The 25351-nt window shown below is 73.1% G+C and carries 20 protein-coding genes and 1 pseudogene; 14 read left to right on the top strand and 7 right to left on the bottom strand.

The features are described from left to right. The first annotated feature begins 70 nt into the window (after nt 1–70). The 3 genes from A8713_RS10900 (at nt 71) to A8713_RS10890 (ending at nt 5258) form a co-directional block, all read left to right on the top strand. Complete coding sequence (locus tag A8713_RS10900) at nt 71–1279, top strand: IS110 family transposase (RefSeq protein ID WP_064532170.1); 1209 nt, start codon at nt 71–73, stop codon at nt 1277–1279. A 105-nt stretch (nt 1280–1384) separates the two neighbouring features. Further along, entirely contained in the window at nt 1385–3655 is a 2271-nt protein-coding gene (recD2, locus tag A8713_RS10895) for an SF1B family DNA helicase RecD2 (RefSeq protein ID WP_064533242.1), read from the top strand. Between the two features lie 313 nt (nt 3656–3968). Further along, the gene (locus A8713_RS10890) at nt 3969–5258 is read left to right on the top strand and encodes a citrate synthase (RefSeq protein WP_064533241.1); all 1290 of its coding nucleotides are present in this window, start codon (nt 3969–3971) and stop codon (nt 5256–5258) included. Nucleotides 5259–6034: 776 nt separating this feature from the next. On the opposite strand, the gene A8713_RS10885 is transcribed toward A8713_RS10890, so the two are convergent. Both A8713_RS10885 and A8713_RS10880 read right to left on the bottom strand, forming a co-directional pair. Continuing rightward, a complete protein-coding gene (locus A8713_RS10885) occupies nt 6035–8299 on the bottom strand; it encodes a heavy metal translocating P-type ATPase (RefSeq protein WP_064533240.1) in 2265 nt (754 codons plus the stop codon). A gap of 124 nt (nt 8300–8423) precedes the next feature. Then, complete coding sequence (locus tag A8713_RS10880; protein ID WP_064533239.1) at nt 8424–8663, bottom strand: heavy-metal-associated domain-containing protein; 240 nt, start codon at nt 8661–8663, stop codon at nt 8424–8426. A gap of 379 nt (nt 8664–9042) precedes the next feature. On the opposite strand from A8713_RS10880, the gene A8713_RS33920 reads away from it, so the two are divergent. Next, on the top strand, nt 9043–9306 hold the full coding sequence (locus tag A8713_RS33920; protein WP_064533238.1) for a hypothetical protein: 264 nt from the start codon (nt 9043–9045) through the stop codon (nt 9304–9306). Nucleotides 9307–9338: 32 nt separating this feature from the next. On the opposite strand, the gene A8713_RS10870 is transcribed toward A8713_RS33920, so the two are convergent. Continuing rightward, nucleotides 9339–9539 (bottom strand): helix-turn-helix transcriptional regulator, encoded by a 201-nt coding sequence (locus A8713_RS10870; RefSeq protein ID WP_018568391.1) that lies wholly within the window; start codon nt 9537–9539, stop codon nt 9339–9341. Nucleotides 9540–9870: 331 nt separating this feature from the next. On the opposite strand from A8713_RS10870, the gene iolC reads away from it, so the two are divergent. The 6 genes and pseudogenes from iolC to A8713_RS10845 all read left to right on the top strand — a co-directional run bounded on the left by iolC (nt 9871) and on the right by A8713_RS10845 (nt 18364). Beyond that, the gene (gene iolC, locus A8713_RS10865) at nt 9871–10821 is read left to right on the top strand and encodes a 5-dehydro-2-deoxygluconokinase (protein ID WP_064533237.1); all 951 of its coding nucleotides are present in this window, start codon (nt 9871–9873) and stop codon (nt 10819–10821) included. Nucleotides 10822–11001: 180 nt separating this feature from the next. Then, nucleotides 11002–11101 (top strand): annotated as a pseudogene (locus A8713_RS34920) (5-deoxy-glucuronate isomerase); the annotation flags it as partial. A 277-nt stretch (nt 11102–11378) separates the two neighbouring features. Then, nucleotides 11379–12881: a CoA-acylating methylmalonate-semialdehyde dehydrogenase gene (gene mmsA, locus A8713_RS10860; protein WP_064533236.1), complete on the top strand. Its 1503-nt coding sequence runs from the start codon at nt 11379–11381 to the stop codon at nt 12879–12881. Nucleotides 12882–13266: 385 nt separating this feature from the next. Next, on the top strand, nt 13267–14685 hold the full coding sequence (locus A8713_RS10855) for an APC family permease (protein WP_064533235.1): 1419 nt from the start codon (nt 13267–13269) through the stop codon (nt 14683–14685). A 149-nt stretch (nt 14686–14834) separates the two neighbouring features. After that, nucleotides 14835–17495, top strand: coding sequence for a CocE/NonD family hydrolase (locus A8713_RS10850; RefSeq protein WP_064533234.1), 2661 nt, complete (start codon nt 14835–14837; stop codon nt 17493–17495). Then, entirely contained in the window at nt 17492–18364 is an 873-nt protein-coding gene (locus A8713_RS10845) for an ABC transporter permease (protein WP_064533233.1), read from the top strand. Before A8713_RS10850 ends, A8713_RS10845 begins: the two co-directional genes overlap by 4 nt. A gap of 83 nt (nt 18365–18447) precedes the next feature. On the opposite strand, the gene A8713_RS10840 is transcribed toward A8713_RS10845, so the two are convergent. Next, nucleotides 18448–18840: a rodlin gene (locus A8713_RS10840; RefSeq protein ID WP_064533232.1), complete on the bottom strand. Its 393-nt coding sequence runs from the start codon at nt 18838–18840 to the stop codon at nt 18448–18450. A 247-nt stretch (nt 18841–19087) separates the two neighbouring features. Between A8713_RS10840 and A8713_RS10835 the strand changes: the two genes are divergently transcribed. From A8713_RS10835 to A8713_RS10820, 4 genes are all read left to right on the top strand, one after another. Next, nucleotides 19088–19480 (top strand): rodlin, encoded by a 393-nt coding sequence (locus A8713_RS10835; RefSeq protein ID WP_064533231.1) that lies wholly within the window; start codon nt 19088–19090, stop codon nt 19478–19480. Nucleotides 19481–19733: 253 nt separating this feature from the next. Next, nucleotides 19734–19961 (top strand): chaplin, encoded by a 228-nt coding sequence (locus tag A8713_RS10830; protein ID WP_064533230.1) that lies wholly within the window; start codon nt 19734–19736, stop codon nt 19959–19961. A gap of 135 nt (nt 19962–20096) precedes the next feature. Next, nucleotides 20097–20693, top strand: coding sequence for a chaplin (locus A8713_RS34770; RefSeq protein WP_079158908.1), 597 nt, complete (start codon nt 20097–20099; stop codon nt 20691–20693). 216 nt (nt 20694–20909) lie between these two features. Beyond that, nucleotides 20910–22376, top strand: a complete 1467-nt coding sequence (locus A8713_RS10820; RefSeq protein WP_237305343.1) for a glycoside hydrolase family 26 protein — start codon at nt 20910–20912, stop codon at nt 22374–22376. Here A8713_RS10820 and A8713_RS10815 read toward each other — a convergent pair. From A8713_RS10815 to A8713_RS10805, 3 genes are read right to left on the bottom strand one after another with little or no spacing between them, the layout of a single operon-like run. Then, nucleotides 22362–23519 (bottom strand): GNAT family N-acetyltransferase, encoded by a 1158-nt coding sequence (locus A8713_RS10815; RefSeq protein ID WP_064533227.1) that lies wholly within the window; start codon nt 23517–23519, stop codon nt 22362–22364. The two genes, A8713_RS10820 and A8713_RS10815, sit on opposite strands and share 15 nt — an antisense overlap. Beyond that, on the bottom strand, nt 23516–24169 hold the full coding sequence (locus tag A8713_RS10810) for a lipopolysaccharide biosynthesis protein (RefSeq protein ID WP_064533226.1): 654 nt from the start codon (nt 24167–24169) through the stop codon (nt 23516–23518). The genes A8713_RS10815 and A8713_RS10810 overlap by 4 nt, the downstream gene beginning before the upstream one ends. After that, entirely contained in the window at nt 24166–25350 is a 1185-nt protein-coding gene (locus A8713_RS10805; RefSeq protein WP_064533225.1) for a glycosyltransferase, read from the bottom strand. Before A8713_RS10805 ends, A8713_RS10810 begins: the two co-directional genes overlap by 4 nt. Nucleotide 25351 lies beyond the last annotated feature (1 nt).

The following is a 25351-nucleotide window of genomic DNA, read 5'->3' as shown; positions in this document are numbered from 1 at the left end:
TGCATAACGTGGATGCGCGCGTACGACACCACTGCCGAGGCCGGCACGATCAACTCTCTGGAAAGGCACGATGTTCGACACCGAAGACGTGGGCGTGTTCCTCGGCCTGGACGTCGGCAAAACCGCTCATCACGGCCACGGGCTCACCCTGGCCGGGAAGAAGGTCTTCGACAAGCAGCTGCCCAACAGCGAGCCGAAGCTGCGGGCGGTCTTCGACAAGCTGACCACGAAGTTCGGCACCGTCCTGGTGATCGTGGACCAGCCCGCCTCCATCGGCGCCCTCCCGCTGACCGTGGCCAGGGATGCGGGCTGCAAGGTCGCCTACCTGCCCGGCCTGGCGATGCGGCGGATCGCCGACCTGTATCCGGGTGAGGCGAAGACCGACGCGAAGGACGCCGCGGTGATCGCTGACGCGGCCCGCACCATGCCGCATACGCTGCGCTCGCTGGAACTGACCGACGAGATCACCGCCGAGCTGACCGTGCTGGCGGGCTTCGACCAGGACCTCGCGGCCGAGGCCACCCGCACCTCCAACCGGATACGCGGCCTGCTCACCCAGTTCCACCCCTCGCTGGAGCGCGTCGTCGGACCACGCCTGGACCACCCCGCCTTGACCTGGCTGCTGGAACGCTACGGCTCCCCGGCCGCGCTGCGGAAAGCCGGCCGCCGCAGACTCGTCGAGGTGGTCAGACCCAAGGCTCCACGCATGGCCGTCCGGCTGATCGACGACATCTTCGACGCGCTCGACGAACAGACCGTCGTCGTCCCCGGCACCGGCACCCTCGACACTGTGATCCCTTCTCTGGCCCGCTCGCTCGCCGCCGTCCACGAACAGCGCCGGGCGTTGGAAGCCCAGATCAGAGCCCTGCTGGAGGATCACCCTCTTTCCAAGGTCCTGACCTCGATGCCGGGAGTCGCGGTCAGGACCGCCGCAGTTCTGCTGGTGACCGTCGGCGACGGCACCAGTTTCCCCACCGCCGCCCACCTGGCCTCCTACGCCGGCCTGGCTCCGGCAACGAAGTCCTCGGGGACCTCGATCCACGGCGAACACGCGCCACGAGGCGGAAACCGGCAGCTCAAACGTGCGATGTTCCTCTCCGCGTTCGCAGCCCTGCACGACCCCACCTCCCGCACCTACTACGACAAATGCCGGACCCGCGGGAAGACCCATACCCAGGCCCTCCTCCGCCTCGCCCGCCACCGCATCAGCGTCCTGTTCGCGATGCTCCGTGACGGCACTTTCTACGAACCACGCGTCCCGGAAACAGCCGCCGCATGACCACAGCGAGCTTGACGAACGACATAGAGGCACCCCCCCCGCCGGCGCCCTCTCCCTACCCCACTCCCCACCCCCACTGTCACCCCCCACCGGTACCGTCGGATCATGGCTCGACAGGCGGGGACCCAGGCGGCCCAGGGTGACGGTGAGCGGCGGTTCGCCGTGGTCGAAGGGGTGCTGGAGCGGATCACGTACGCGAACGAGGAGAACGGGTACACGGTCGCGCGCGTGGACACCGGCAGAGGAGCCGGTGATCTGCTGACCGTCGTCGGGGCGCTGCTCGGTGCGCAGGTGGGGGAGTCGCTGCGGCTGGAGGGCCGCTGGGGGTCCCATCCGCAGTACGGGAAGCAGTTCCACGTCGAGAACTACACGACGGTCCTGCCGGCCACCGTCCAGGGCATCCGCCGCTACCTCGGCTCCGGTCTGGTCAAGGGGATCGGGCCGGTCTTCGCGGACCGGATCACCCAGCACTTCGGCACCGACACCCTGCGGATCATCGAGGAGGAGCCCAAGCGGCTCATCGAGGTCCCCGGCCTCGGGCCCAAGCGGACCAGGAAGATCGCCGACGCCTGGGAGGAGCAGAAGGCGATCAAGGAGGTCATGCTCTTCCTCCAGACGGTCGAGGTGTCCACCTCCATCGCCGTGCGCATCTACAAGAAGTACGGCGACGCGTCGATCTCCGTGGTGAAGAACCAGCCGTACCGGCTCGCCGCCGACGTCTGGGGCATCGGCTTCCTGACCGCCGACAAGATCGCCCGGTCCGTCGGCATCCCGCACGACAGCCCGGAGCGGGTCAAGGCGGGGCTCCAGTACGCGCTGTCGCAGTCCGCCGACCAGGGGAACTGCTTCCTGCCCGAGGAGCGGCTGATCGCCGACGCGGTGAAGCTGCTCCAGGTGGACACCGGGCTGGTCATCGAGTGTCTGGCCGCCCTCGCGGAGCCGGACGAGGACGGCGGCGATCCCGGGGTCGTACGGGAGAAGGTGCCCGCGGCCGAGGGGGAGGCGGCGGAGTCCGTCAGCGCCGTGTACCTGGTGCCGTTCCACCGCGCCGAGCTCTCCCTGTCCGCGCAGGTGCTGCGCCTGCTGCGGACCGAGCAGGACCGGATGCCGCACTTCCGGGACGTGGCCTGGGACAAGGCGCTGGGCTGGCTGCGCGGACGGACGGGGGCCGATCTCGCGCCCGAGCAGGAGGCGGCCGTCCGGCTCGCGCTGACCGAGAAGGTGGCGGTGCTGACCGGCGGGCCCGGCTGCGGCAAGTCCTTCACCGTGCGCTCGATCGTGGAGCTGGCCCGCGCCAGGAAGGCGAAGGTGGTGCTGGCCGCGCCGACCGGCCGGGCCGCCAAGCGGCTGTCCGAGCTGACCGGCGCCGAGGCGTCCACCGTGCACCGGCTGCTGGAGCTGAGGCCCGGCGGCGACGCGGCGTACGACCGGGACCGGCCGCTGGACGCCGACCTCGTCGTGGTCGACGAGGCGTCCATGCTGGACCTCCTGCTCGCCAACAAGCTGGTCAAGGCCGTACCGCCGGGCGCGCACCTGCTGTTCGTGGGGGACGTGGACCAGTTGCCCAGCGTGGGCGCGGGCGAGGTGCTGCGGGATCTGCTGGCCGAGCGGAGCCCGGTCCCGGCGGTGCGCCTCACCCGGGTCTTCCGCCAGGCCCAGCAGTCCGGCGTCGTCACCAACGCGCACCGCATCAACTCCGGGCAGCAGCCGCTCACCGACGGTCTGAAGGACTTCTTCCTCTTCGTCGAGGACGACACGGAGGAGGCGGGCCGGCTCACCGTGGACGTGGCGGCGCGGCGGATCCCGGCCAGGTTCGGGCTCGACCCGCGCCGGGACGTGCAGGTGCTGGCGCCCATGCACCGGGGCCCGGCGGGCGCCGGCACGCTCAACGGGCTGCTCCAGCAGGCCATCACGCCGGGCCGCCCCGATCTCGCGGAGAAGCGGTTCGGCGGGCGGGTCTTCCGGGTCGGCGACAAAGTCACCCAGATCCGCAACAATTACGAGAAAGGGGCGAACGGCGTCTTCAACGGCACCGTGGGCGTGGTCACTTCGCTCGACCCGGTCGACCAGCGGCTGACGGTGCTGACCGACGAGGACGAGGAGGTGCCCTACGAGTTCGACGAACTGGACGAGCTGGCGCACGCGTACGCGGTCACCATCCACCGCTCCCAGGGCAGCGAGTACCCGGCCGTGGTGATCCCGGTGACCACCGGCGCCTGGATGATGCTCCAGCGCAACCTGCTCTACACGGCGGTGACCCGCGCCAAGCGGCTGGTGGTGCTCGTCGGCTCGCGCCGGGCCATCGGCCAGGCGGTGCGCACGGTCTCGGCGGGGCGCCGCTGCACGGCGCTGGATTTCCGGCTCCGGGGCGCCTGAAGCCGTAAAACAGCAACAGAAGGACCGGAAGGGCGACAAAATCTGACGAACAGGCCGCTCCTGGCCCGGAAAATCCCGCCGCCGCCCCCGGCGCGGGCCCGTCGCGCAAAAAATGATCGATCAAACGAGTCGCAAAGGTCACAGAACACTTCCCGACGCTGCTCCGAGGGGGCAGGATGAGCAGGTTGGCGGCACTGAGTGCCGCCAATAGGCCCAATGGTCGACCCCGAGTGCACTCTCCTGAGCCAAATGGGGGATGGTAGAGACAGTCAGGGCACCTCGAAGATGAGGCACTACGTCGGTGAGGGAAGACGTGAGCGACAACTCTGTAGTACTGCGGTACGACGGCGACGAGTACACCTACCCGGTGATCGACAGCACCGTCGGCGACAAGGGCTTCGACATCGGGAAGCTCCGCGCCCAGACCGGTCTGGTGACTCTGGACAGCGGCTACGGCAACACGGCCGCGTACAAATCCGCCGTCACCTATCTCGACGGCGAGCAGGGCATTCTCCGGTACCGCGGCTACCCCATCGAGCAGCTCGCCGAGCGCTCCACCTTCCTTGAGGTGGCCTACCTGCTCATCAACGGTGAGCTGCCGACCGTCGACGAGCTCTCCACCTTCAAGAACGAGATCACGCGGCACACCCTGCTGCACGAGGACGTCAAGAACTTCTACAAGGGGTTCCCGCGCGACGCCCACCCGATGGCGATGCTGTCCTCGGTCGTCTCGGCGCTGTCCACCTTCTACCAGGACAGCCACAACCCGTTCGACGAGAAGCAGCGCGACCTGTCCACGGTCCGGCTGCTCGCCAAGCTCCCGACGATCGCGGCGTACGCGTACAAGAAGTCGATCGGCCACCCGTTCGTCTACCCGCGCAACGACCTCTCCTACGTCGAGAACTTCCTGCGGATGACCTTCTCGGTCCCCGCCGACGACTACGAGCCCGACCCGGTCGTCGTCTCCGCGCTGGACAAGCTGCTGATCCTGCACGCGGACCACGAGCAGAACTGTTCGACCTCCACGGTCCGCCTCGTCGGCTCCTCGCAGGCCAACATGTTCGCCTCCATCTCGGCCGGCATCAACGCGCTGTGGGGCCCGCTGCACGGCGGCGCCAACCAGTCCGTGCTGGAGATGCTGGAGGGCATCCGCGACTCCGGCTCCGACGTCGACACCTTCATCCGCAAGGTGAAGAACAAGGAGGACGGCGTCCGCCTGATGGGCTTCGGCCACCGGGTCTACAAGAACTTCGACCCGCGCGCCAAGATCATCAAGGCTGCCGCGCACGACGTGCTCTCCGCGCTGGGCAAGGACGACGAGCTGCTCGACATCGCCCTGAAGCTGGAGGAGCACGCGCTCTCCGACGACTACTTCGTCGAGCGCAAGCTCTACCCGAATGTCGACTTCTACACCGGTCTGATCTACCGGGCCATGGGCTTCCCGACCGAGATGTTCACGGTCCTGTTCGCCCTGGGCCGGCTGCCGGGCTGGATCGCCCAGTGGCAGGAAATGATCAAGGAGCCGGGTTCCCGCATCGGCCGCCCGCGCCAGATCTACACGGGCGTCGTCGAGCGCGACTTCGTCCCGGTCGAGGGGCGCTGAGGCGCCGCTCCGCCGCACGGGCCTCGCGGCCCCGGGCCCCGTTTCCGCCGGTCAGCCGGCGGGTGCGGGGCCTTCGTGTGTCCGGAGCCGTCCGGAGCCGTCCGGAAAGTGGCAAGGGGCCGAGCGGAGGGGAGGGCGAGTGAGGGCGAGGGAGGCGGCGGGAAGCGGAAGGCGCCCCGGTGTGCCAGTCCCCCCACGGGCCGGCGACCAGGGCGCCTTCCCATGTCCCGGTATCGGATTCCCCCCACGGGATCCGGCCGGGCGTCTGTGAGAAAACCAGCGCCTGAACCGCTGTTCTTCGTACTGCCGTACCGCTGCCTCAGTTGCCTCGGTGCGCGCGCCGACCGGCGCCCGCACTGTTACCGCTCCGCGCTGTGCCGGGACAGCGCACACCCGGGAGGGCCGCTCAAAGCTTCCCGAAGTACGTGTCCCGGCAACGCAGTTCCAGGGAAGTCCCCCAAGACATCCCCAGACGTCAGTCGGCGCCCCCCAAGACGCTTCCTGACATCGCCAAACTTAGACCTTCGAACCCCTTCGATGGTTACGTTCACATCACTGTGACATGCGTCTCTTGCATATGTCCCATAGGTGCGCAAGAGCCCTGATATGGCGATCGAGACCCAAGCGTAAGGATGATGCGCGAGCCTTGTGAAGAGCTTATGTGAGGCGCGCGCCGGACTCCAGGGGGTCCGGCACTTCCGTCTCCCAACCGGTACGTCCGCCGCGGAACCGGCACTTCCGCGGCGGGGCCGGTACGTCCGGCGGGCCGGCCCGGCTCAGCGGAACCTGCGCAGCCGCAGGCTGTTGGTCACCACGAAGACCGAGGAGAACGCCATCGCCGCGCCCGCGATCATCGGGTTGAGCAGTCCGGCGGCGGCCAGCGGCAGCGCGGCCACGTTGTAGCCGAAGGCCCACACGAGGTTGCCCTTGATGGTGGCCAGCGTCCGCCGGGAGAGCCGGATGGCGTCCCCGGCCACCCGCAGGTCCCCGCGGACCAGTGTCAGGTCGCCCGCCTCGATGGCGGCGTCGGTGCCGGTGCCCATCGCCAGGCCGAGATCGGCGGTGGCGAGCGCGGCGGCGTCGTTCACGCCGTCGCCGACCATGGCCACCGTCCGGCCCTCCGCCTGAAGGCGGCGCACCGCCGCGACCTTGTCCTCGGGCAGCACCTCGGCGATCACGTCACCGGCGTCGATGCCGACCGCCCGCGCCACCGACTCGGCCACCGTCCGGTTGTCACCGGTCAGCAGCACCGGCCGCAGCCCGAGGGCGCGCAACCGCGCCACGGCCTCCGCGCTGGTCTCCTTGACCGCGTCCGCCACGGCCACGACACCGCGGGCCGCTCCGTCCCAGCCGACCACGACGGCCGTACGGCCGTTCTCCTCGGCCGCGCGCCGGGCACGGGCCAGCTCCTCGGGCAGCTCCTCGAACAGGCGCCCGACGGCGACCTCATGGCCGTCCACGCGCCCGCGTACGCCCCGCCCGGGGACGTTCTCGAAGTGCTCGGCGGCGGGCAGCGGCCCGACGCGCTCCTCGGCGCCGGCCGCCACGGCGCGGGCGAGGGGGTGCTCGGAGGCGTGCTCCAGGGCGCCCGCGAGCCGCAGCAGCTGCTTCTCGTCGGTGCCCTCGGCCGCGTGCACCTCCTGGAGGGTCATCCGGCCGGTGGTGACGGTGCCGGTCTTGTCCAGGACGACGGTGTCGACGCGCCGGGTGGACTCCAGCACCTCGGGGCCCTTGATGAGGATGCCGAGCTGGGCGCCGCGCCCGGTGCCGACCATCAGCGCGGTCGGGGTGGCCAGGCCCAGGGCGCACGGGCAGGCGATGATCAGCACCGCGACGGCCGCGGTGAAGGAGGCGGTGACGTCGCCGGTGGCCAGCAGCCAGGTCAGCAGGGTGCCGACGGCGATGACCAGGACCACGGGCACGAAGACCGCCGAGATCCGGTCGGCCAGCCGCTGCACCTGGGCCTTGCCGTTCTGCGCGTCCTCGACCAGCCTCGCCATCCGGGAGAGCTGGGTGTCGGCGCCGACCCGGGTGGCCTCCACGACCAGGCGGCCGCCCGCGTTGACGGTGGCGCCGGTGACGGTGTCCCCGGTGGTCACGTCGGCCGGTACGGACTCGCCGGTGAGCATGGAGGCGTCCACCGCCGAGGTGCCCTCGACGACGGTGCCGTCGGTGGCGATCTTCTCGCCGGGCCGGACGACGAAGCGGTCGCCCACGGTCAGCGCGGACACCGGCAGCCGGACCTCGCGGCCCTCGCGCAGCACGGAGACGTCCTTGGCGCCCAGCTCCAGCAGGGCGCGCAGCGCGGCGCCCGCCCGCCGCTTGGAGCGGGCCTCCAGATAGCGGCCGAGCAGCAGGAAGGCGACGACCCCGGAGGCGACCTCCAGATAGATCGTCGAGGCGGCGTCCATCCGGGAGACGGTGAGCCGGAACTCGTCGTGCATGCCGGGCATGCCCGCGTCACCGAGGAACAGCGCCCACAGCGACCAGCCGAACGCGGCGAGCGTGCCGACCGAGACCAGGGTGTCCATGGTGGCCGCGCCGTGCCGGGCGTTGGTGAGCGCCGCCCGGTGGAAGGGCAGTCCGCCCCAGACGACGACCGGCGCGGCCAGGGTCAGCGCCAGCCACTGCCAGTTGTCGAACTGGAGGGCCGGGACCATGGAGAGCAGGACGACCGGGACGGCGAGCAGCGCGGAGACGGTCAGGCGCTGGCGCAGCGCCGTCAGCTCCGGGTCGCCGTCGGGCGCCACGGCCTCCCGCCGCGCGGGCTCCGGCTCCGGGGGCGGCGGTTCCTCGGCGGTGTACCCCGTCTTCACCACCGTCGCGACGAGATCGGAGACCGCTACCCCCCGGGGGTAGCTGACCTTCGCCTTCTCGGTGGCGAAGTTGACGGTCGCGTGCACGCCCTCCATGCGGTTGAGCTTCTTCTCCACGCGGGCCGCGCAGGAGGCGCAGGTCATCCCGCCGATGAGCAGCTCGACCTCGGAGTGCTGCCCGGTGGTGTCGGGCGGTGTCGCTGTGCTGGTGGTGGTGCTGGTCATGTCCGTACTCCAGTGAGCGGACCGGGCCGCACAGAACCAGTATCAGCTGGTCGATACGGCCCGGTGTCGAGAGATACGTGTCGAGAGGGAGAGTCGCGGGACGCGCGAGGAGCGCCCCGGGCGTTCAGGCGCGGCCGACGAGCTCGAAGCCGGCCTCGTCCACCGCGGCGCGCACGGCGGCCTCCTCCAGCGGGGCGGCGGAGACCACGGTGACCTCGCCGGTGGAGGCGACGGCCTTCACCGAGCTGACCCCGGGCAGCTCGGAGATCTCGGCGGAGACGGAGCCCTCGCAGTGTCCGCAGCTCATGCCGCTCACCTTGTAGACGGTGGTGACGGTGTCCGGGGTCTCGGTCTGGGCGGTCATGTCGCTCTCCTCGTCGTGGTGTGCGGGATGGGAGTGGCCCAGAGGGGCTCACTGCATTCGACACTATACCCCTAGGGGGTATTTATCAAAGGAATGGGGCGGTGCGGCCGCCGGTGGTTTCCGGGGGTGTCGCCCTGACCGGTTCCCTCCGGTGAGGGCGAGGGCGAGGGTGAGGGCGGACGACGCGGGCGGCGCTGTTCGAACGGTTCGGGGGGGGCCGGCCGAAGTACGCGGCGGCGGCCCCGCGACCGCCCCCCTCGTCTGCGCCTGCGGCGCCTGCCCCGTCCGCGCGGCGGGCGACCGGCAGGGCCGGCCGGGGCCGTCACGCCCAGGTCGGCCTGCCCGCTCTCGGTGACCGGCACCGCGCCCGCCGGTCCTCATGGCCCGCGCCGTCGCTCTGGTGCTGGAACTCCTCGGCAATCACGGCATGGCCGCGCGCGCCTGCCCGGTACCGCTGCGCGCCCGGTCGCCTCCGGCGCGTACGCCCCGGCTCCTGGACACCTCCACCGTCGGCCTGGCGGCCGCACCTGCCGCATCCGCCGCACCTGCCGCATCCGCCGCACCTGCCGCACCCGCCGCGCCCGGCGCCGTCATGGGAACCGCGCCGGGCGCCGGGGTCACGGTCATCGACCCGGGGAGCTGAGGGGCCCCCGACCGCGCCGGGGCGGCGGGGCCTCAGCCGGACCTGCGGCCCCGGTTGCCCGGCCGGGCGGCCGCCCAGGCGCGCACCGTGTCGGCGTACCAGAAGGGGCGCCCGCCCTCGACCCGGTCGGGTGGCGGCAGCAGGCCGTGTTTGCGGTAGGACCGCACGGTGTCGGGCTGCACCCGGATGTGGGCCGCGATCTCCTTGTACGACCAGAGTGTTCGGTCGGTCATGGTGTGCACCTCCCCGCGCGCGCCACGGAGGCGGTCCGGAAGGCCGCCGGGGGGCCGGGCGCGGCGCCGGCGATCAAGAGAGCCTGTGCCGCGTGAACGAGGCGCGCGCGGCAGCGGCAAGGGCCTGTCGTACGGCTGTGACCGCCGTGTCACGGAATCGGGACATGTGTGACGGGAAGGTTGCCTACGGGGCAGATGTGCGCCGGGTGTCCCTCGGGCTTCTCCCGGGCTTCCCCCACACGTTCCCTTCTCGTCCGAATGTCCGGACAAAGCATTGACAGGCTTCCGCCTCCGGCACTAGAACCGGGGGAGCCGACGCGAAGGGGAGCCGATGGTGTACGACGTGATCACCATGGGGCGGATCGGGGTCGACCTCTATCCGCTCCAGACGGGCGTGCCGCTCTCCCGCGTCTCCGCCTTCGGCAAGTTCCTGGGCGGCTCGGCGGCCAACGTCGCGGTCGCCGCGGCCCGCCTCGGCCGCCGTACGGCGGTGATCACCCGGACCGGGGAGGACCCGTTCGGCGACTACCTGCACGAGGCGCTGCGCGGCTTCGGCGTCGACGACCGCTATGTCACGGCGGTGCCCGCACTGCCGACGCCGGTCACCTTCTGCGAGGTGTTCCCGCCGGACGACTTCCCGCTCTACTTCTACCGCCGTCCCAAGGCGCCCGACCTGGAGATCGACGCCCCTGACCTCGATCTGCCGGCCGTCGCGGGCGCCCGGGTCTTCTGGGTCACCGGCACCGGGCTGAGCGAGGAGCCGAGCCGCACGGCGACGCTGGCCGCGCTCGCCCACCGGGCGCGGTCCGGGCACACCGTCTTCGACCTCGACTGGCGCCCGGCGTTCTGGACCGACCCGGCCGCCGCCCGCCCCTTCTACGCCGAGGCCCTGCGGCACGCCACCGTCGCCGTCGGCAACCTGGACGAGGTGGAGGTGGCCACCGGGGTGCGCGAGCCGCGGGCCGCCGCCCGTGCCCTGCTGGACGCCGGGGCCGAGCTGGCGGTCGTCAAGCAGGGCCCGGCGGGCGTGCTCGCCCTCGACCGCGCGGGCCGCGCCGCCGAGGTGCCGCCGCTGCCGGTCGAGGTGCTCAACGGCCTCGGCGCCGGGGACGCCTTCGGCGGCTCCCTCTGCCACGGGCTGCTCGCCGGCTGGGACTTGGCGCACGTCATGCGGTACGCCAACGCCGCCGGCGCCATCGTCGCCTCCCGGCTGGAGTGCTCCTCCGCGATGCCCACCGCGGCCGAGGTGGAATCGGCCCTCGCGGCGGGCGCGGTGCGGTGAGGCCGGACGCCCGGCCCGGACCTCCGGCCCGGGGGCGCGGCCCCGGGCGCGGCGGGCCCTCGGCGTACCGCGCACGCCGGTTGTACGGTGCAGGTACCCGTCGGTCCGGCCGGGGGAGAGTGCCAAACCCCGGGCGGCAGGCGCGTGTTGGGTGACACCATCCGGACAGCGCGCGCCGGCCGGCCATCGATCGCCTCCGGCGCGGGAGACCGCTTCGCCCTGGCAGGAGCGAAGTGCGAGCGACGACTCCCCGCCCGCTACGGCTCCCGCGCCGGAGGTCTCCGCCGCTGCTGCGGCCTGCCGCCGCCCCCGCGCCCCGCGGCGGTGCCGGGGACACTCCCACATGTGTCTACGCCGACCGGTGAACCGCAGACACAGTGTCGGGCGCGCTCCGGGCGCGTTGCTGGTGGGATGGTCATGTGACGGCGGCCGCGCCCCGCACCGGCGGTCCCGGCCCCCTTCCGGGGCCGCCCCCGGCCTCGGCGGGCCCCGGCACGCGAGCCCCACGAACGGCACGTCTCGACCCGACGCCGCCATCTGCGAAGGAGTGACCCGGCATGACCAAGACCGTCAACCACTGGATCGGCGGGAAGGCCGTAGAAGGCGCCTCCGGGTCGTACGGTCCGGTCACGGACCCGGCGACCGGCGCGGTCACCACCCGGGTGGCGTTCGCCTCCGTGGCCGAGGTGGACGCGGCCGTGGCCGCCGCCCGGGACGCCTACCGCTCCTGGGGGCAGTCCTCGCTGGCGCAGCGCACCTCGGTCATGTTCCGCTTCCGGGCGCTGCTGGACGCGCACCGCGACGAGATCGCCGCGCTGATCACCGCCGAGCACGGCAAGGTGCACTCCGACGCGCTCGGCGAGGTCGCGCGCGGCCTGGAGATCGTCGACCTGGCCTGCGGCATCAACGTGCAGCTGAAGGGCGAGCTGTCGACGCAGGTCGCCACGCGCGTGGACGTGTCCTCGATCCGGCAGCCGCTGGGCGTGGTCGCGGGCATCACGCCGTTCAACTTCCCGGCGATGGTCCCGCTGTGGATGTTCCCGATCGCCATCGCCTGCGGCAACACCTTCGTGCTCAAGCCCAGCGAGAAGGACCCCTCGGCGGCGCTGCGGATCGCCGAGCTGCTGGCCGAGGCCGGGCTGCCCGACGGCGTGTTCAACGTCGTCCAGGGCGACAAGGTGGCCGTCGACCGCCTCCTGGAGCACCCGGACGTCAAGGCGGTCTCCTTCGTCGGCTCCACCCCGATCGCCCGCTACATCCACACCACGGCCTCGGCGCACGGCAAGCGCGTCCAGGCGCTCGGCGGTGCCAAGAACCACATGCTGGTGCTGCCCGACGCCGACCTGGACGCGGCGGCGGACGCGGCGGTCTCGGCGGCGTACGGCTCGGCCGGTGAGCGCTGCATGGCCATCTCCGCCGTCGTCGCGGTCGGGTCGGTCGCCGACGAGCTGGTGGAGAAGATCCGCGAGCGCGCCGAAAAGATCAGGATCGGTCCCGGCACCGACCCGGACTCCGAGATGGGCCCGCTGATCACCGCCGCCCACCGCGACAAGGTCGCCTCCTATGTGAAGGGCGCCGCCGAGGAGGGCTGCGAGGTCGTCCTGGACGGCACCGGCTACACCGTGGAGGGCTACGAGGACGGCCACTGGATCGGCCTGTCGCTGCTCGACCGGGTGCCGACGACCGCGAAGGCGTACCAGGACGAGATCTTCGGCCCGGTGCTGTGCGTGCTGCGCGTGGACACCTACGAGGACGGCGTGGCCCTGATCAACGCCTCGCCGTTCGGCAACGGCACCGCGATCTTCACCCGGGACGGCGGCGCCGCCCGCCGCTTCCAGCTGGAGATCGAGGCCGGCATGGTCGGCGTGAACGTGCCGATCCCGGTGCCGGTGGGCTACCACTCCTTCGGCGGCTGGAAGGACTCGCTCTTCGGCGACCACCACATCTACGGCAACGACGGCACGCACTTCTACACCCGCGGCAAGGTCGTCACCACCCGCTGGCCCGACCCGTCCGAGGCCCCGGCCGGTGTCGACCTCGGGTTCCCGCGCAACCACTGAGCGTGACGCGAACCCCCTTCGCGGCCGTCCGGATACCGGACGGCCGCGACTTTTTTTGCGCCCGGCTCTGCGATTCCCGTTTCCGGGGGAGGAAACGGGTGGCACAGGTTCACCCGTGATGACTCCTTCGAAAGCAAGGTCACCATTCGCTCAGGCTTGATGAATATGGTGTCGCGGCAATGTTGCCTGTGAAACTGATACGTGAACGGCCCTGTCCCAGGTGCGGATTCCGAAGGTGAACAGCCATTGACGGGACGGTTTTCGTCGGGATTCCATGCTCGCGCCGGGAGCGGACGACATGACGAGAACGTACGACCGAAGCCGCCGGAGGCGATAGCGCTCCCGAGCCCCCATCACTGACGCACGAGTCGATCGGAACCGCCGCATGACCGACACGCTCCGCCCTGTCGACGACGCCGTCGCACCGGCGACCGGCAGCCCCGACGGAACGACGGGCAGCCCCCAGCAGCTCAAGCGCTCCATCGGCGTCGTCGGCGGCACCCTGCTGACCCTCTCGTGCGTCACCCCCGCCTCCACCCTCTTCGTGGTCGTGCCCGACCTGTTCGGCTCGCTCGGCACCGCCACCGCCCTCACCATCGCCATCGGCTCGCTGCTCTGCATCGCCGTCGCGTTCTGCTACTCCGAGCTGGGCACCCTCATCCCCAGCGCGGGCGGCGAGTACGCGATGGTCTCCACGATGGCCGGACGGCTCGCGGGCTGGCTGGTCTTCGTGCTGTCGCTGCTGGTCGTCATGATCGTGCCGCCCGTGATCGCCATGGGCACCGCGGACTACCTGGCGCCGCTCGTGCACCTCGACCCGGCGATGACCGGCGCCGGCGTGATGCTGCTCGCCACCCTCGCCGGACTGCTCGACCTGCGCGCCAACGCCTGGATCACCGGCATCTTCCTGGTCCTGGAGGTCATCGCCGCCGGTGTGGTCGCCGTCCTCGGCTTCGCCCACAGCCACCGCGGCGCGGGCAGCCTGGTCTCCATGCGGGTCGCCGGCGGCGACGGCCACACGGACACCGTGACGGCCATGCTGGTGGTCTCCGGACTCGCCATCGCCCTGTTCATCACCCAGGGCTTCTCCACCGCCGTCTACCTCTCCGAGGAACTGGAGCACCCGCGCCGCAACGTCGCCCGCACCGTCCTCGCCACCCTCGCCATCTCCACCGTGATCATCCTGGTGCCGGTCGTCGCCATCACCATGGGCGCCTCCGACATCAAGGAGCTCACCGGCGGCGACCTCAGCTCGATGGTGACCGCCTGGTCCAACTCCGCCGTCGGCACCTTCGTCAGCCTCTGCGTGGCCCTCGCCATCATCAACGCGGGCATCGTCATGGTCATCCAGAACTCCCGCGTGCTGTTCGCCTCCGCCCGCGACAAGGCGTGGCCCGGACCGGTCAACACCGTCTTCGCCAAGCTCGGCCGCTTCGGCTCCCCCTGGGTCGCCACGCTCGCGGTCGGCATCCCCGGCGCGGTCCTCTGCTTCGTCAACCTGGACACCCTCTACGGCGTCACCGGTGTCTCCGTGACCGCCATGTACCTGCTCGTCGCGGTCGCCGCCCTGCTGGCCCGCCGCGGCGCCCACCGGCACACGCCCGCCTGGCGCATGCCGCTGTGGCCCGCCGTCCCCGTCCTGCTGATCGCGGTCCTCGCCTACATCCTCAGCATGCAGGAGGTCACCTACCTGCTGTGGACCGGCGGCATCATGGCCGTCGCCACCCTCTACTGGGCCTTCTACCTCCGCCCGCGCCGCGACACCCGCTGGCTGGTGTCCATCCCGGAGGACGCACAGCCCTGACCCCGGCGGCCCCCGCCCCGGACGCCACGGCCCGGCGCCCGCGTACCGCAGTCGTGGTACGCGGGCGCCGCGCCGTACTCCCGGGGGAGGGGCGGAGGTTCGGTCCGGCGGTGGCATCCGCTGTCGGTGGCGGACCGTACGGTGGTGGCATGGATCTGCGACTGCCCGGACCGCGGGCACTGCTGCGCGGGCCCCGGCGGTGGCTGGCCGCCGGGGCCGCCGTCGCGGTGCTCGCCGGGGCCGGCACCTGGACCGCGACCGCCACCGCCGACGCCCGCCCCGCCGCCCACCGGAGCGACCGGATCATGGACCTGGGCACCGGCGTGCGCATCGACACGTCCTGGTTCACCCCGGCCGGCTCCGGCCGCCACCCCGCCGTCCTGCTCGGACACGGCTTCGGCGGCACCAAGGACGACGTACGGCAGCAGGCCGAGGACCTCGCCGCCGACGGGTACGCGGTGCTGACCTGGTCGGCCCGCGGCTTCGGCCGGTCCACCGGCAGGATCGGGCTGAACGACCCCAAGGGCGAGGTCGCCGACGTCAGCCGGCTCATCGACTGGCTGGCCCGGCAGCCGCAGGTCCGCCTCGACGGACCCGGCGACCCGCGCGTCGGCCTGGCGGGCGCCTCCTACGGCGGCGCCATCTCCCTGCTCGCCGCCGGGTACGACCACCGGGTGGACGCCATCGCCCCGGCGATCACCTACTGGAACCTGGCGGACGCCCTCTTCCCGAACGGCGTCTTCAAGAAGCTCTGGGCCGGGATCTTCTTCGACTCCGGCGGCGGCTGCGCCCGCTTCCAGCCCGAGCTGTGCGCGATGTACCAGCGGGTCGCCGAGTCCGGCCGGCCCGACGCCGAGGCGACCCGGCTGCTCCAGGAGCGCTCCCCGGCCGCCGTCGCCGCCCGGATCAAGGTGCCCACCCTGCTGGTGCAGGGCCAGACCGACTCGCTCTTCCCGCTCGGCCAGGCCGACGCCGCCCAGCGGGCCATCAGGGCGGGCGGCGCGCCCGTCGACGTCGACTGGATCGCGGGCGGCCACGACGGCGGCGACCTGGAGAGCGCCCGCGTCCAGGACCGCGTCGAAAGCTGGTTCGACCGCTATCTCAAGGGCGACGAGGACGCGGCCACCGGCCCCGCCTTCCGCGTCACCCGCACCGGCGGCGTCGACTCCACCGACGGCGCCGCCCTGCTGCGCGGCGCGAGCGCGGCCGCCTACCCCGGCCTGAGCAGCGGCGAGCACACCGTCGCCCTGGCCGGAGGCACCCAGCGCTTCCAGAACCCGGCCGGCGGCAGCCCGCCCGCCGTCTCCGCCCTGCCCGGCCTCGCCGGGGCGGCCGGCGGCTCACTGACCCAGCTCTCCGCGCTCGGCCTCGGCGTCTCCCTTGACTTCCCCGGCCAGAACGCGAGCTTCCAGTCGGCCCCCGTCGACCACGACCTGCGCATCACCGGCTCCCCGACCGCCACCGTCCACATCACCTCCACCAGCGACGACGCGGTCCTGTTCGCCAAGGTGTACGACGTCGGCCCCGGCTCGGCCCGCCCGGTGCTGCCCGCCCAACTGGTCACCCCGGTCCGCGTCGAGGGCGCCAAGGCCGGCAAGGACGTCCGGCTCACCCTCCCGGCCATCGACCACGAGGTGCAGAAGGGCCACCGGCTCCGCCTGGTCCTCGCCTCCACCGACCTCGGCTACGCCTCCCCGGCCGCCCCCGCCACGTACACCGCGGCCCTGCGCGGCCCGCTGACGGTGCCCACCGCGCCCGGTGTGACCACGGCGGCGGCCCCGCTGCCCTCCTGGGTGTGGTGGCTGCCCGCCGCGGGCGCCGCCCTCGCCCTCGCCCTGCTGCTCACCGCCCGCCGCCGCACCGCGGCCCCCGCACCCGACCCGGCCCTCGCCGGCGTCCCGCTCCAGATCACCGGCCTCAGCAAGCGCTACGCGAAGTCCGCCGACCGGTACGCCGTGCGCGAGCTGTCCTTCCGCGTGGAGCGCGGCCAGGTGCTCGGCCTGCTCGGACCCAACGGCGCGGGCAAGACGACCACCCTGCGCATGCTGATGGGCCTGATCCGGCCGGACGAGGGCGAGATCCGCGTCTTCGGCCACGCGATCCGGCCCGGCGCGCCCGTCCTGTCCAGAGTCGGCGCCTTCGTCGAGGGCGCGGGCTTCCTGCCGCACCTGTCCGGCCGGGAGAACCTGGAGCTGTACTGGCGGGCCACCGGCCGCCCGGCCGAGGACGCCCACCTGGACGAGGCCTTGGAGATCGCCGGCCTCGGCGACGCCCTGGCCCGCGCGGTGCGCACCTACTCGCAGGGCATGCGCCAGCGCCTGGCCATCGCCCAGGCCATGCTGGGCCTGCCCGACCTGCTGATCCTGGACGAGCCGACCAACGGACTCGACCCGCCGCAGATCCGCGAGATGCGCGAGGTGATGATCCGGTACGCGGCCGGCGGGCGCACCGTCATCGTCTCCAGCCATCTGCTCGCCGAGGTCGAGCAGTCCTGCACGCACCTGGTCGTCATGGACCGGGGACGGCTGGTCCAGGCGGGTCCGGTCCGCGACATCATCGGCTCCGGCGACACCCTGCTGATCGGCACCGCGGCCCCGGTGGACGAGCCCGTGGCCGAGAAGGTCGCCGCGCTGGCGGGCGTGGCCTCGGCGGTCCGCACCGACGACGGCCTGCTGGTCCGCCTCGAACCCGGCGGCACGGCCGAGCGCCTGGTCGTGGAGCTGGTGCGGCTGGACGTGCCCGTCGCCTCCGTGGGCCCGCACCGCCGCCTGGAGGACGCCTTCCTCACCCTGATCGGAGGTTCCGCATGAGCACGCTCACCGAGGGAGCGGCGGCCGGGGCGACCGCCTCCGGCTACCGCGCCGGACGCACCCTGCCGCTGCGCGTGGAGCTGGCCCGGCAGCTGAAGCGGCGCCGCACCCTGATCATGGGCGGCATCCTGGCCGCCCTGCCGTTCGTGCTCGCCGTGGCCTTCGCGATCGGCGGCGACCCGGGCGGCCGCAACAACCAGGTGACCCTGATGGACACGGCCACCGCGTCGGGCGCCAACTTCGCCGCGGTCAACCTGTTCGTCTCGGCCGGCTTCCTGCTGGTGATCCCGGTGGCGCTGTTCTGCGGGGACACCGTCGCCTCGGAGGCGAGCTGGTCCTCGCTGCGCTATCTGCTGGCCGCGCCCGTGCCCAGGGCCCGGCTGCTGTGGTCCAAGCTCGTCGTCGGGCTCGGCCTGAGCCTGGCCGCCATGGTGCTGCTGCCCGTGGTCGCGCTCGCCGTCGGCACCGCCGCCTACGGCTGGGGCCCGCTCCAGATCCCCACCGGCGGCGCGCTCGGCGCGGGCACCGCCGCCCAGCGCCTCGTGGTGGTCGTGGCGTACGTCTTCGTCTCCCAGCTGGTCACCGCCGGGCTCGCGTTCTGGCTGTCCACGCGGACCGACGCGCCGCTGGGCGCGGTCGGCGGCGCGGTCGGGCTGACCATCGTGGGCAACGTCCTGGACGCCGTCACGGCGCTGGGCCACTGGCGCGACTTCCTGCCCGCGCACTGGCAGTTCGCCTGGGCCGACGCCGTGCAGCCGCACCCCGAGTGGGCCGGGATGATCCAGGGCACGGCGGTCTCCGTCGCCTACGCGCTGGTGCTCTTCGCCCTCGCCTTCCGCGGCTTCGCCCGCAAGGACGTGGTGTCGTAGGCGGGCAGCCCCGCCGTCCGGACACACGGGAGCGGGCCGCCGAGCACACTCGGCGGCCCGCTCCTCGTGGCGGCCCGGGACGCTCAGCGCTCGCTGTTCGCCGACAGGATCGACACGTCCTCCAGCAGGTGCGCCAGCGCGCCGTCGCGCTTGGCCTGCGTGGAGTTCTCCGCGCACTGCTGGTTCTGCCGGTCCGACAGGATCGGGATGTCCTGGACGTTCACGGCCTGGAGCACGCCGACCGGCAGCTCGCCCACCGCGATGCACGGCCGGTTGAACGACCCCTGGATGAGCGCCATCTGCGGGCTCATGTTCCCGTACGTCGTCGCGTTGCCGTAGCTCTGCCACGCGCCGTTGCCGTTCGTGGCGGTGGGGCCGCTGTCGTTGCCGATCGCGAGGGCCTGCGGGGCCGCGGCGGCGGTGGCACCCATCGCGGAGGCGGCGATGGCGGCGGTGGCGACAAACTTCTTGATCACTGGCCGGTCCTTTCTGAGGAAACCCCGTCTCCGGAGCGTTCTGGTCAACTCCCCTCAGGCGCACGGGTTTCTCCCGTTCACTCCCACGGCGGATGCGGCGAAGTGTTTGTGTGTTTTCCGGACTCCGTGATTTTCAGGCGTTCGGGAACGCCATGCGGGCCAACCGGGTGAACCCCCGCAACCAAACATCTCCCCTCGTGTTGAGGAGGCAGTAGGACCTGCGTCGCTACGAGGAAAGGAACGCGCAGTGCTCAAGAAGGCAATGGTCGCCGCTGCGGCCGCCGCAACTGTCGTCGGTGGATCGGTGGCGGCTGCTCCCGCGGCGCTTGCCATCGGGAACGACAACGGCCCGTCCGTCGCCAACGGTGTCGGCGCCACGTCGTCGTTCGGCAACTCGGCGACGAGGGGCGACATGAGCCCCCAGCTCTCGCTGATCGAGGGCACGCTCAACAAGCCGTGCCTGGGTCTGAACGAGACCAACGTCGGCGTGCTCCAGCTGGTCAACGTCCAGGACGTGCCGATCCTGTCGGACCGGCAGAACCAGCAGTGCTCGGACAACTCCACCCAGGCCAAGCGGGACGGCGCGCTGTCGCACATCCTGGAGGACCTGTCGGTCCTCTCGGCCAACGGCGAGAGCTGAGCCGACTCCGGCCGGCCCAGGGCCGTCCGCTGCTGCGCCGGCGGTCGCCCTGGGCTTTTCCGCAGGACTCTTTCGCCCGAGCAGCCGAGGGCGAGGCGTACGGTGCGCGGGGCAATCGAGTGAATTGTCGGGCGATCTACGTTCCGCCGTTTTCCAATACGTCTATTCCTCGTTCAGTGCCGCGACTTTCGAGGTCGTGCTCACTGGGTTTCTCGCCGTCATTGGGGCGCATCGCCCCGAGAAGGGAACTTCCATGAAGAAGAGCGTCGCTGTCGTGACCGGCGCCATCCTGGCTCTGGGCATGGCCGCCCCCGCCTTCGCCGACGCGGGCGCGGAGGGCGCCGCCGTCGGTTCGCCGGGTGTCATCTCCGGCAACACCATCCAGGTCCCCGTGCACGTCCCGATCAACGTGTGCGGCAACACCATCGACATCATCGCGCTGCTGAACCCCACGTTCGGCAACACCTGCGTCAACGGCTGATCGCGCGGGCACACCGGCCTTCCCGGCCGTGTCAGGGCCGGCCTTGGACGTCGAACTCGCGACCCAGGGCCGGCCCTCCCTCATCTGAACGTTCCTCAAGCCGCCCCGGCGGCTTCGAGCAGGAAGACCACTAGATTGCGACAGACCCTGAGCAGGGGAGTGTTCGCGGCGGCAGCCGCGACGAGCGTGCTGTCCCTGTACGGCAGCGCCGCTTTCGCCGACTCGACGGCGGACGGAGTCAGCGCGGGTTCGCCCGGCGTGCTGTCCGGCAACACCATCCAGGCGCCGGTCGAGGTACCGGTGAACGCCTGCGGCAACACCGTCGACGCGGCGGCCGCGCTCAACCCCGCGTTCGGCAACAAGTGCGCCAACGTCTCGGACCACACCGAGAAGCCCACCCCGCCGCCGTCGCACACCCCCGACTGCGACGACCAGGGCGCCTACGGGGAGCAGCCCTCCTCCGGCGCGTACGGCGAGGAGCCCTCCCCGGGCCCGTGCTCGACCCCGCCGCCGAGCACCCCGCCCGCCACTCCGCCCGCCACCCCGCCGAGCACTCCGCCGGCCACGCACCACACCACCCCGCCGCCCGTCGAGCACACCCCGCCGCAGATGGCGGAGACCGGCAGCGGCAACACCGGCGCGCTCATCGGTGCCTCGGCCGTCAGCGCGGTGCTGATCGCCGGCGGCACCGTCCTCTACCGCCGCGGCCGGTCCGCCGGTTCCCACCGGTAGTCCGCCCGCGGGGCCGACGCAAGGCCGCCGCGACCGAGCCGCCCCGGCGGCCGGTCGCGGCGGCGGCCGTTTCCGGGCGATGTCACCCGGCCGGCGGCGCGGCGCACCCGAAGGCCGTACCGGCGGTGGCGCCGCCGCTCCTCCCGTGCCTGACTTCATAGGACACGCTGACGACCCGTCAGAGTCCTTTGTGACGGCGTGAGGGAAGGAGCGGGCATGGCTGCACGGCGACGCGGGAACCGGAGGCTGGCCGCCGTCACGGCGGCGGCCGTCGTATCGGCCGCCCTGGCCTGCGGGGCCGCGACAGGGGCGGCGGACCCGGGACCGGCGGCGCCGCCGAATCCGCCCGCGCCGCAGACGAGTCCGTCCCCGGCGCCGCCCGGCTCACCGGTGGCGGACACCGCCTCACCGGTGGCGGACCCTTCCTCGCCGGTGCTGCTCCCGCCCGGCACGCCCCTGGTCCCACCGGATCCGCCCGCCGCCACGCCTTCTCCTCCCGCTCCGCCCGCTCCTCCCACCGCCTCCCCGGTCCCGGTGCCGCTCCCGGCGCAGGTGCCCGGCATGCGGCGGCCCGCCTTCGGGGCCTTCCTGGAGTCGGACGCGCGGGGCGTGGCCCGGATGGCACAGCTCAGCAGCTGGCTGGGCGGCGCCGAACTGCGCGTCGGCCACACCTATCTGCCCGGCGACCGTTGGCGCGACATCGAGGGCGCCCCCGGCTTCCTCGACGTCTGGGCGCAGTGGCGGCAGCAGCGGCCCGACCGGCTGCTCGTCCTCAACGTCCCGCTGCTGGAGCGCAACGAGGACCACTTCTCCGACGGCCAGGTGCGTTACCTGCTGCGGCAGGGCGCCGCCGGGCTGTTCGACGCGCACTTCCGCGCCCTCGCCCAGCGGCTGGTCGCGCTGCGGGCGCCGGACACGGTGCTCGTGCTCGGCTGGGAGATGAACGGCACCACCTACACCCACCGTTGCGGCCCCGACCCGGAGGCGTGGAAGACCTATTGGCGGCACATCGTCACCGCGATGCGCTCCGTGCCGGGCCAGCGGTTCCGCTTCGACTTCGCGCCGAACCGCGGCCGGGACGCGGTGCCCTGGACCGAGTGCTACCCGGGCGACGACGTCGTCGACATCGTCGGCATGGACTCCTACGACCAGCCGACCGGCCTGACCTTCGACCAGCAGGTGCGCGAGCCGTACGGGCTCCAGGCGCACGTGGACTTCGCCAAGGCGCACCGCAAGCCCGTCTCCTACCCGGAGTGGGGGCTGTTCCGCAACGGCGACAACGCCGCGTACATGCGGTCCATGCTCGCCTGGTTCGACGCGCACCGGCCGCTCTACAACACCCTGACCGACTACTGCCCGCACGGTGTCTGGCAGTGCGCGGCCAACCCGGCCTCCTCGCGCGTCTACCGCGCGGTCCTCTTCGGCCGTACGGACCTCATCGCCCCGACGCCCACACCCCCGGCCATCCCGCTCCTGCCCCAGGCCGCCCCGACCCCGACCCCGACCCTGCGACCGGCGCCCGCCCCGACCCCGCCTCAGCCGTCGGCCCTGACACCACCTCAGGCCCTGCCCGAGGCACCGCCTTCGGCCCCGACACCGTCTTCGGCCCCGGCGCCGCCCTCGGAACCGGCCCCCGTACCGCTCGCGGCGCCCGTGGCCGACGGCCGGTCACGTGTCCGCTAGGCCACCGCGCACGCGGCTCCTCCCGCGCCGGAACAGTTCCCGCAGGTCCCTGGCGCGGGCGCGGCCGGCCGCCGCGCAGAGCGCGGCGGACAGCAGGGGCGCCGTGCGCCGCCGGGCCAGCAGCAGCCGCTCGTTGGCGACCGGGCGGGGGCGCCAGCGGTGCTTGTAGGGTTCGTCGCCGCGCAGCAGGCTCAGCGTGTCCGGGGTGCCGTCGCCGCTGTGCGCGGCGCACGCCTCCAGCAGCATCACCGCCACATCGGCCTTGCGTTCGCGCAGCAGCGGATGGGCACCGTACAGATAGCCGCCCAGCAGGCTGCCGGAGCGCAGGGTGAGGTCCACGGCCACCACCTCGCCGTCGAGCCGGAACTCGGTCACCACCGCCTCCCCGGCGCGCGCCATCGGGCCCGCCGCCCGCGCCAGGTGCTCGTGGAAGCGCGTCCGCAGATGCTCCGGGGTGACCCCGCGGCCCTGCCACTGGAGCCGGTGCAGCGCGAGCAGCCGCCGTACGGCCGCGCCGGCCTCCTCGGGGCGTACGACACGCCGTTCCACACCGAGCGCGCGCAGCCTGCGCAGTTGGGCGCGGACCCGCTGGGCCCTGGCGGACGGCAGCCGGGCGACCAGCCCGTCCAGGGGCAGGGCGGGCAGCTCCAGGCAGAGCGAGCCCGGCGCGCGGTGCCGGGGGCCGTCCCAGCGGTCGTAGACCTGTTCGACGGCGCTGCCGGGCCGGACCTCGGGGAGGTCGATCAGCGCGGTGCGGGCGGCCCCGGCCAGCGCCCCGGTGAGCGCGTCGGCCGCCGGGCCGGGGCGCCGGTCGTCGATCAGGACGTCGGCGTAGTCGGAGATCGCGCCGCCGAGCGGGACCAGCGCGGGCACCGGCGCGCGGCGCAGCATGAGGGGCGCGGCGGCGACCAGTTCGGCGCCCTCGCGGACCAGGTGGAGCCGCAGCCGCCCCGGGGTGCCGTACGACTGCCACCAGGAGTGCAGCCAGGCGTGGCTCTGGAAGGGGGTGGCGGCCGCGCAGTGTCCGGCCAGGCGGGTCCACTGCGGGGCGAGGGCGGCGAAGGCGCGCGCGTCGGTGACGAGTTCCGTCGTGAGGCCGGGGTGTGCCGCGCGCGGCGGGGGCGCGAGGCGGGCGGTGGTCACAGCCGGCCGTGGACGTCGGCGGCGGGGGCCGGTCCGGGCACCGCCGGGGGGTGCGCGGGGTCGCCGGGCGTGGTCCGCCGGGGCCGTACCAGCAGGGCCAGGCCGCCGAGCAGACCACCCGCGCTCGCCCCGACCAGGCCGGTCACCGCCGGGGACGCCGAGGACGGGTCGGTGGGGCGTACGGCGCGCGCGAAGCGGACGAGCGAGATGTGCGTGCTGCCCGTGGTGTCCGCGGCGTGCCGGGCGAGCGCGTCGGAGACGGCGTCGGCCATGGCGGCGGCCGGACCCGGACGGCCCGCGGTGGCGGTCACGGCGATCATCGGCGCGTCGGGCGAGGTCTCCGCGCGCACGTCGCGCCGCAGGGTCCGCACCGGCACGCCCGCCTGCCGCTGGGCGTCCCCGAGCACCGCGACCTGGGTGGCGACCCGCCCGTACGCCTGCGCGAAACCGAGCGCGGCGGCCGGGTCGGACTTCTGGTCGGGGACGGCCACGACATAGCTGGTGGCCGAGTAGACGGGCGGCGCGAGGACGCCGTAGGCGCCGCCGAGCAGTCCGCCGGCCACGGTGCCGGCCGCGACCAGGGACCAGGGCGGCAGACGCCGGACACGGGCGAGGGACAGGCGGCGGGGCCGGGGCGGTTGCTCGGTCATGGGGTGGTCGCTTCCTGGGGTGGGATCGGGGCGGGGCGGCCCGGGGGCCGGGGCGCGGTGGCGGACAGGGTGGCCGTGTACACGTCCAGGAGTCGGGCGGCGGTGCGGGCGATGCTGTAGTGGCGGGCCGCGTCCGGGGGCGTACGGGGGAGCGGGCCCTGGGCGCGTACCTCGGTGATCGCGCGGGCGTACGCCTCGGGGCCGCCCCGGACGCGCCGGGCGCCCGCGGCGGCGTGCGCGGGCAGGTCCTCCACGGCCGGGCAGGAGGCGTACAGCACGGGCAGCCCGGCGGCCAGCGCCTCCACGACCGCGAGACCGAACGCCTCCTGCGGGGACGGCGAGGCGAGCACGTCCATCGCGGCGGCCAGCGCGGGCAGATCGGGGCCCGCCGAGCCGTCCGGCGCGCAGGGCCGCTCCCCGGCGAACAGCACCCGGTCGGCGACCCCCGCCTCATGGGCGGTGCGGCGCAGCACGCTCTCCTCGGGGCCGCCGCCCACCAGCAGCAGCCAGTGGTCACGGGGCAGCCGGGCCAGGGCGCGGACCACGACGTCGAAGCGCTTGCCCGCGGCCAGCCGTCCGATGCCGCCGATCACGTACGCGTCCTCGGGCAGGCCCAGACGGCGGCGGGTGGCGGCGCGCCGGGCCGCGTCGAAGCGGAAGCGGTCCAGGTCGATGCCGTTGGGGACGACCTCGATGCGCGGCGCGGGCACGCCCCAGCGCTGGAGCCGGTCGGCCACCGTGGCGGAGACGGCCACCGTGGTGGAGCCGAGCCGTTCCCCGGCCAGGTACAGCGCGCGCACCCCCGCCGTCAGCGGGCGCCCCTCCAGCTGCCCTTCGCCGAGGGAGTGCTCGGTGGCGACGACCGCGCGGACACCGGCCAGCCGGGCGGCGATCCTGCCGTACAGGCAGGCCCGGTACAGGTGGGTGTGCACGAGGTCGTAGCGGCCCGCGCGGATCACCCGGACCAGGCGCGGCAGCGCGGACAGGTCGCGGTTGCCGCCCATGCCGAGGTGGACGACGCGGACGCCGTCGGCGCTCAGCCCGGCGGCGACCGCGCCGGGCCGGGTGAGCGTCACCACGTCGCAGGAGACGGGCAGATGGCGCAGCAGCAGCCGCAACTGCTGCTCCGCGCCGCCCACGCCGAGGCCGGTGATGATGTGCAGGACCCGCAGCTCGCGCATC

This window comes from Streptomyces sp. SAT1 (assembly GCF_001654495.1).
Lineage (GTDB): Bacteria > Actinomycetota > Actinomycetes > Streptomycetales > Streptomycetaceae > Streptomyces > Streptomyces andamanensis.
This window is presented reverse-complemented; position numbering and strand designations above follow the sequence as displayed.

What these genes read in the sequence shown, in the direction of transcription:
- A8713_RS10900 (WP_064532170.1), top strand. Translation starts at nt 71, where the DNA reads ATGTTCGACACCGAAGACGTGGGCGTGTTCCTCGGCCTGGACGTCGGC.
- recD2 (WP_064533242.1), top strand. Translation starts at nt 1,385, where the DNA reads ATGGCTCGACAGGCGGGGACCCAGGCGGCCCAGGGTGACGGTGAGCGG.
- A8713_RS10885 (WP_064533240.1), bottom strand. Translation starts at nt 8,299, where the DNA reads ATGACCAGCACCACCACCAGCACAGCGACACCGCCCGACACCACCGGG.
- A8713_RS10880 (WP_064533239.1), bottom strand. Translation starts at nt 8,663, where the DNA reads ATGACCGCCCAGACCGAGACCCCGGACACCGTCACCACCGTCTACAAG.
- A8713_RS33920 (WP_064533238.1), top strand. Translation starts at nt 9,043, where the DNA reads ATGGCCCGCGCCGTCGCTCTGGTGCTGGAACTCCTCGGCAATCACGGC.
- A8713_RS10870 (WP_018568391.1), bottom strand. Translation starts at nt 9,539, where the DNA reads ATGACCGACCGAACACTCTGGTCGTACAAGGAGATCGCGGCCCACATC.
- iolC (WP_064533237.1), top strand. Translation starts at nt 9,871, where the DNA reads ATGGTGTACGACGTGATCACCATGGGGCGGATCGGGGTCGACCTCTAT.
- mmsA (WP_064533236.1), top strand. Translation starts at nt 11,379, where the DNA reads ATGACCAAGACCGTCAACCACTGGATCGGCGGGAAGGCCGTAGAAGGC.
- A8713_RS10855 (WP_064533235.1), top strand. Translation starts at nt 13,267, where the DNA reads ATGACCGACACGCTCCGCCCTGTCGACGACGCCGTCGCACCGGCGACC.
- A8713_RS10850 (WP_064533234.1), top strand. Translation starts at nt 14,835, where the DNA reads ATGGATCTGCGACTGCCCGGACCGCGGGCACTGCTGCGCGGGCCCCGG.
- A8713_RS10845 (WP_064533233.1), top strand. Translation starts at nt 17,492, where the DNA reads ATGAGCACGCTCACCGAGGGAGCGGCGGCCGGGGCGACCGCCTCCGGC.
- A8713_RS10830 (WP_064533230.1), top strand. Translation starts at nt 19,734, where the DNA reads ATGAAGAAGAGCGTCGCTGTCGTGACCGGCGCCATCCTGGCTCTGGGC.
- A8713_RS10820 (WP_237305343.1), top strand. Translation starts at nt 20,910, where the DNA reads ATGGCTGCACGGCGACGCGGGAACCGGAGGCTGGCCGCCGTCACGGCG.
- A8713_RS10810 (WP_064533226.1), bottom strand. Translation starts at nt 24,169, where the DNA reads ATGACCGAGCAACCGCCCCGGCCCCGCCGCCTGTCCCTCGCCCGTGTC.
- A8713_RS10805 (WP_064533225.1), bottom strand. Translation starts at nt 25,350, where the DNA reads ATGCGCGAGCTGCGGGTCCTGCACATCATCACCGGCCTCGGCGTGGGC.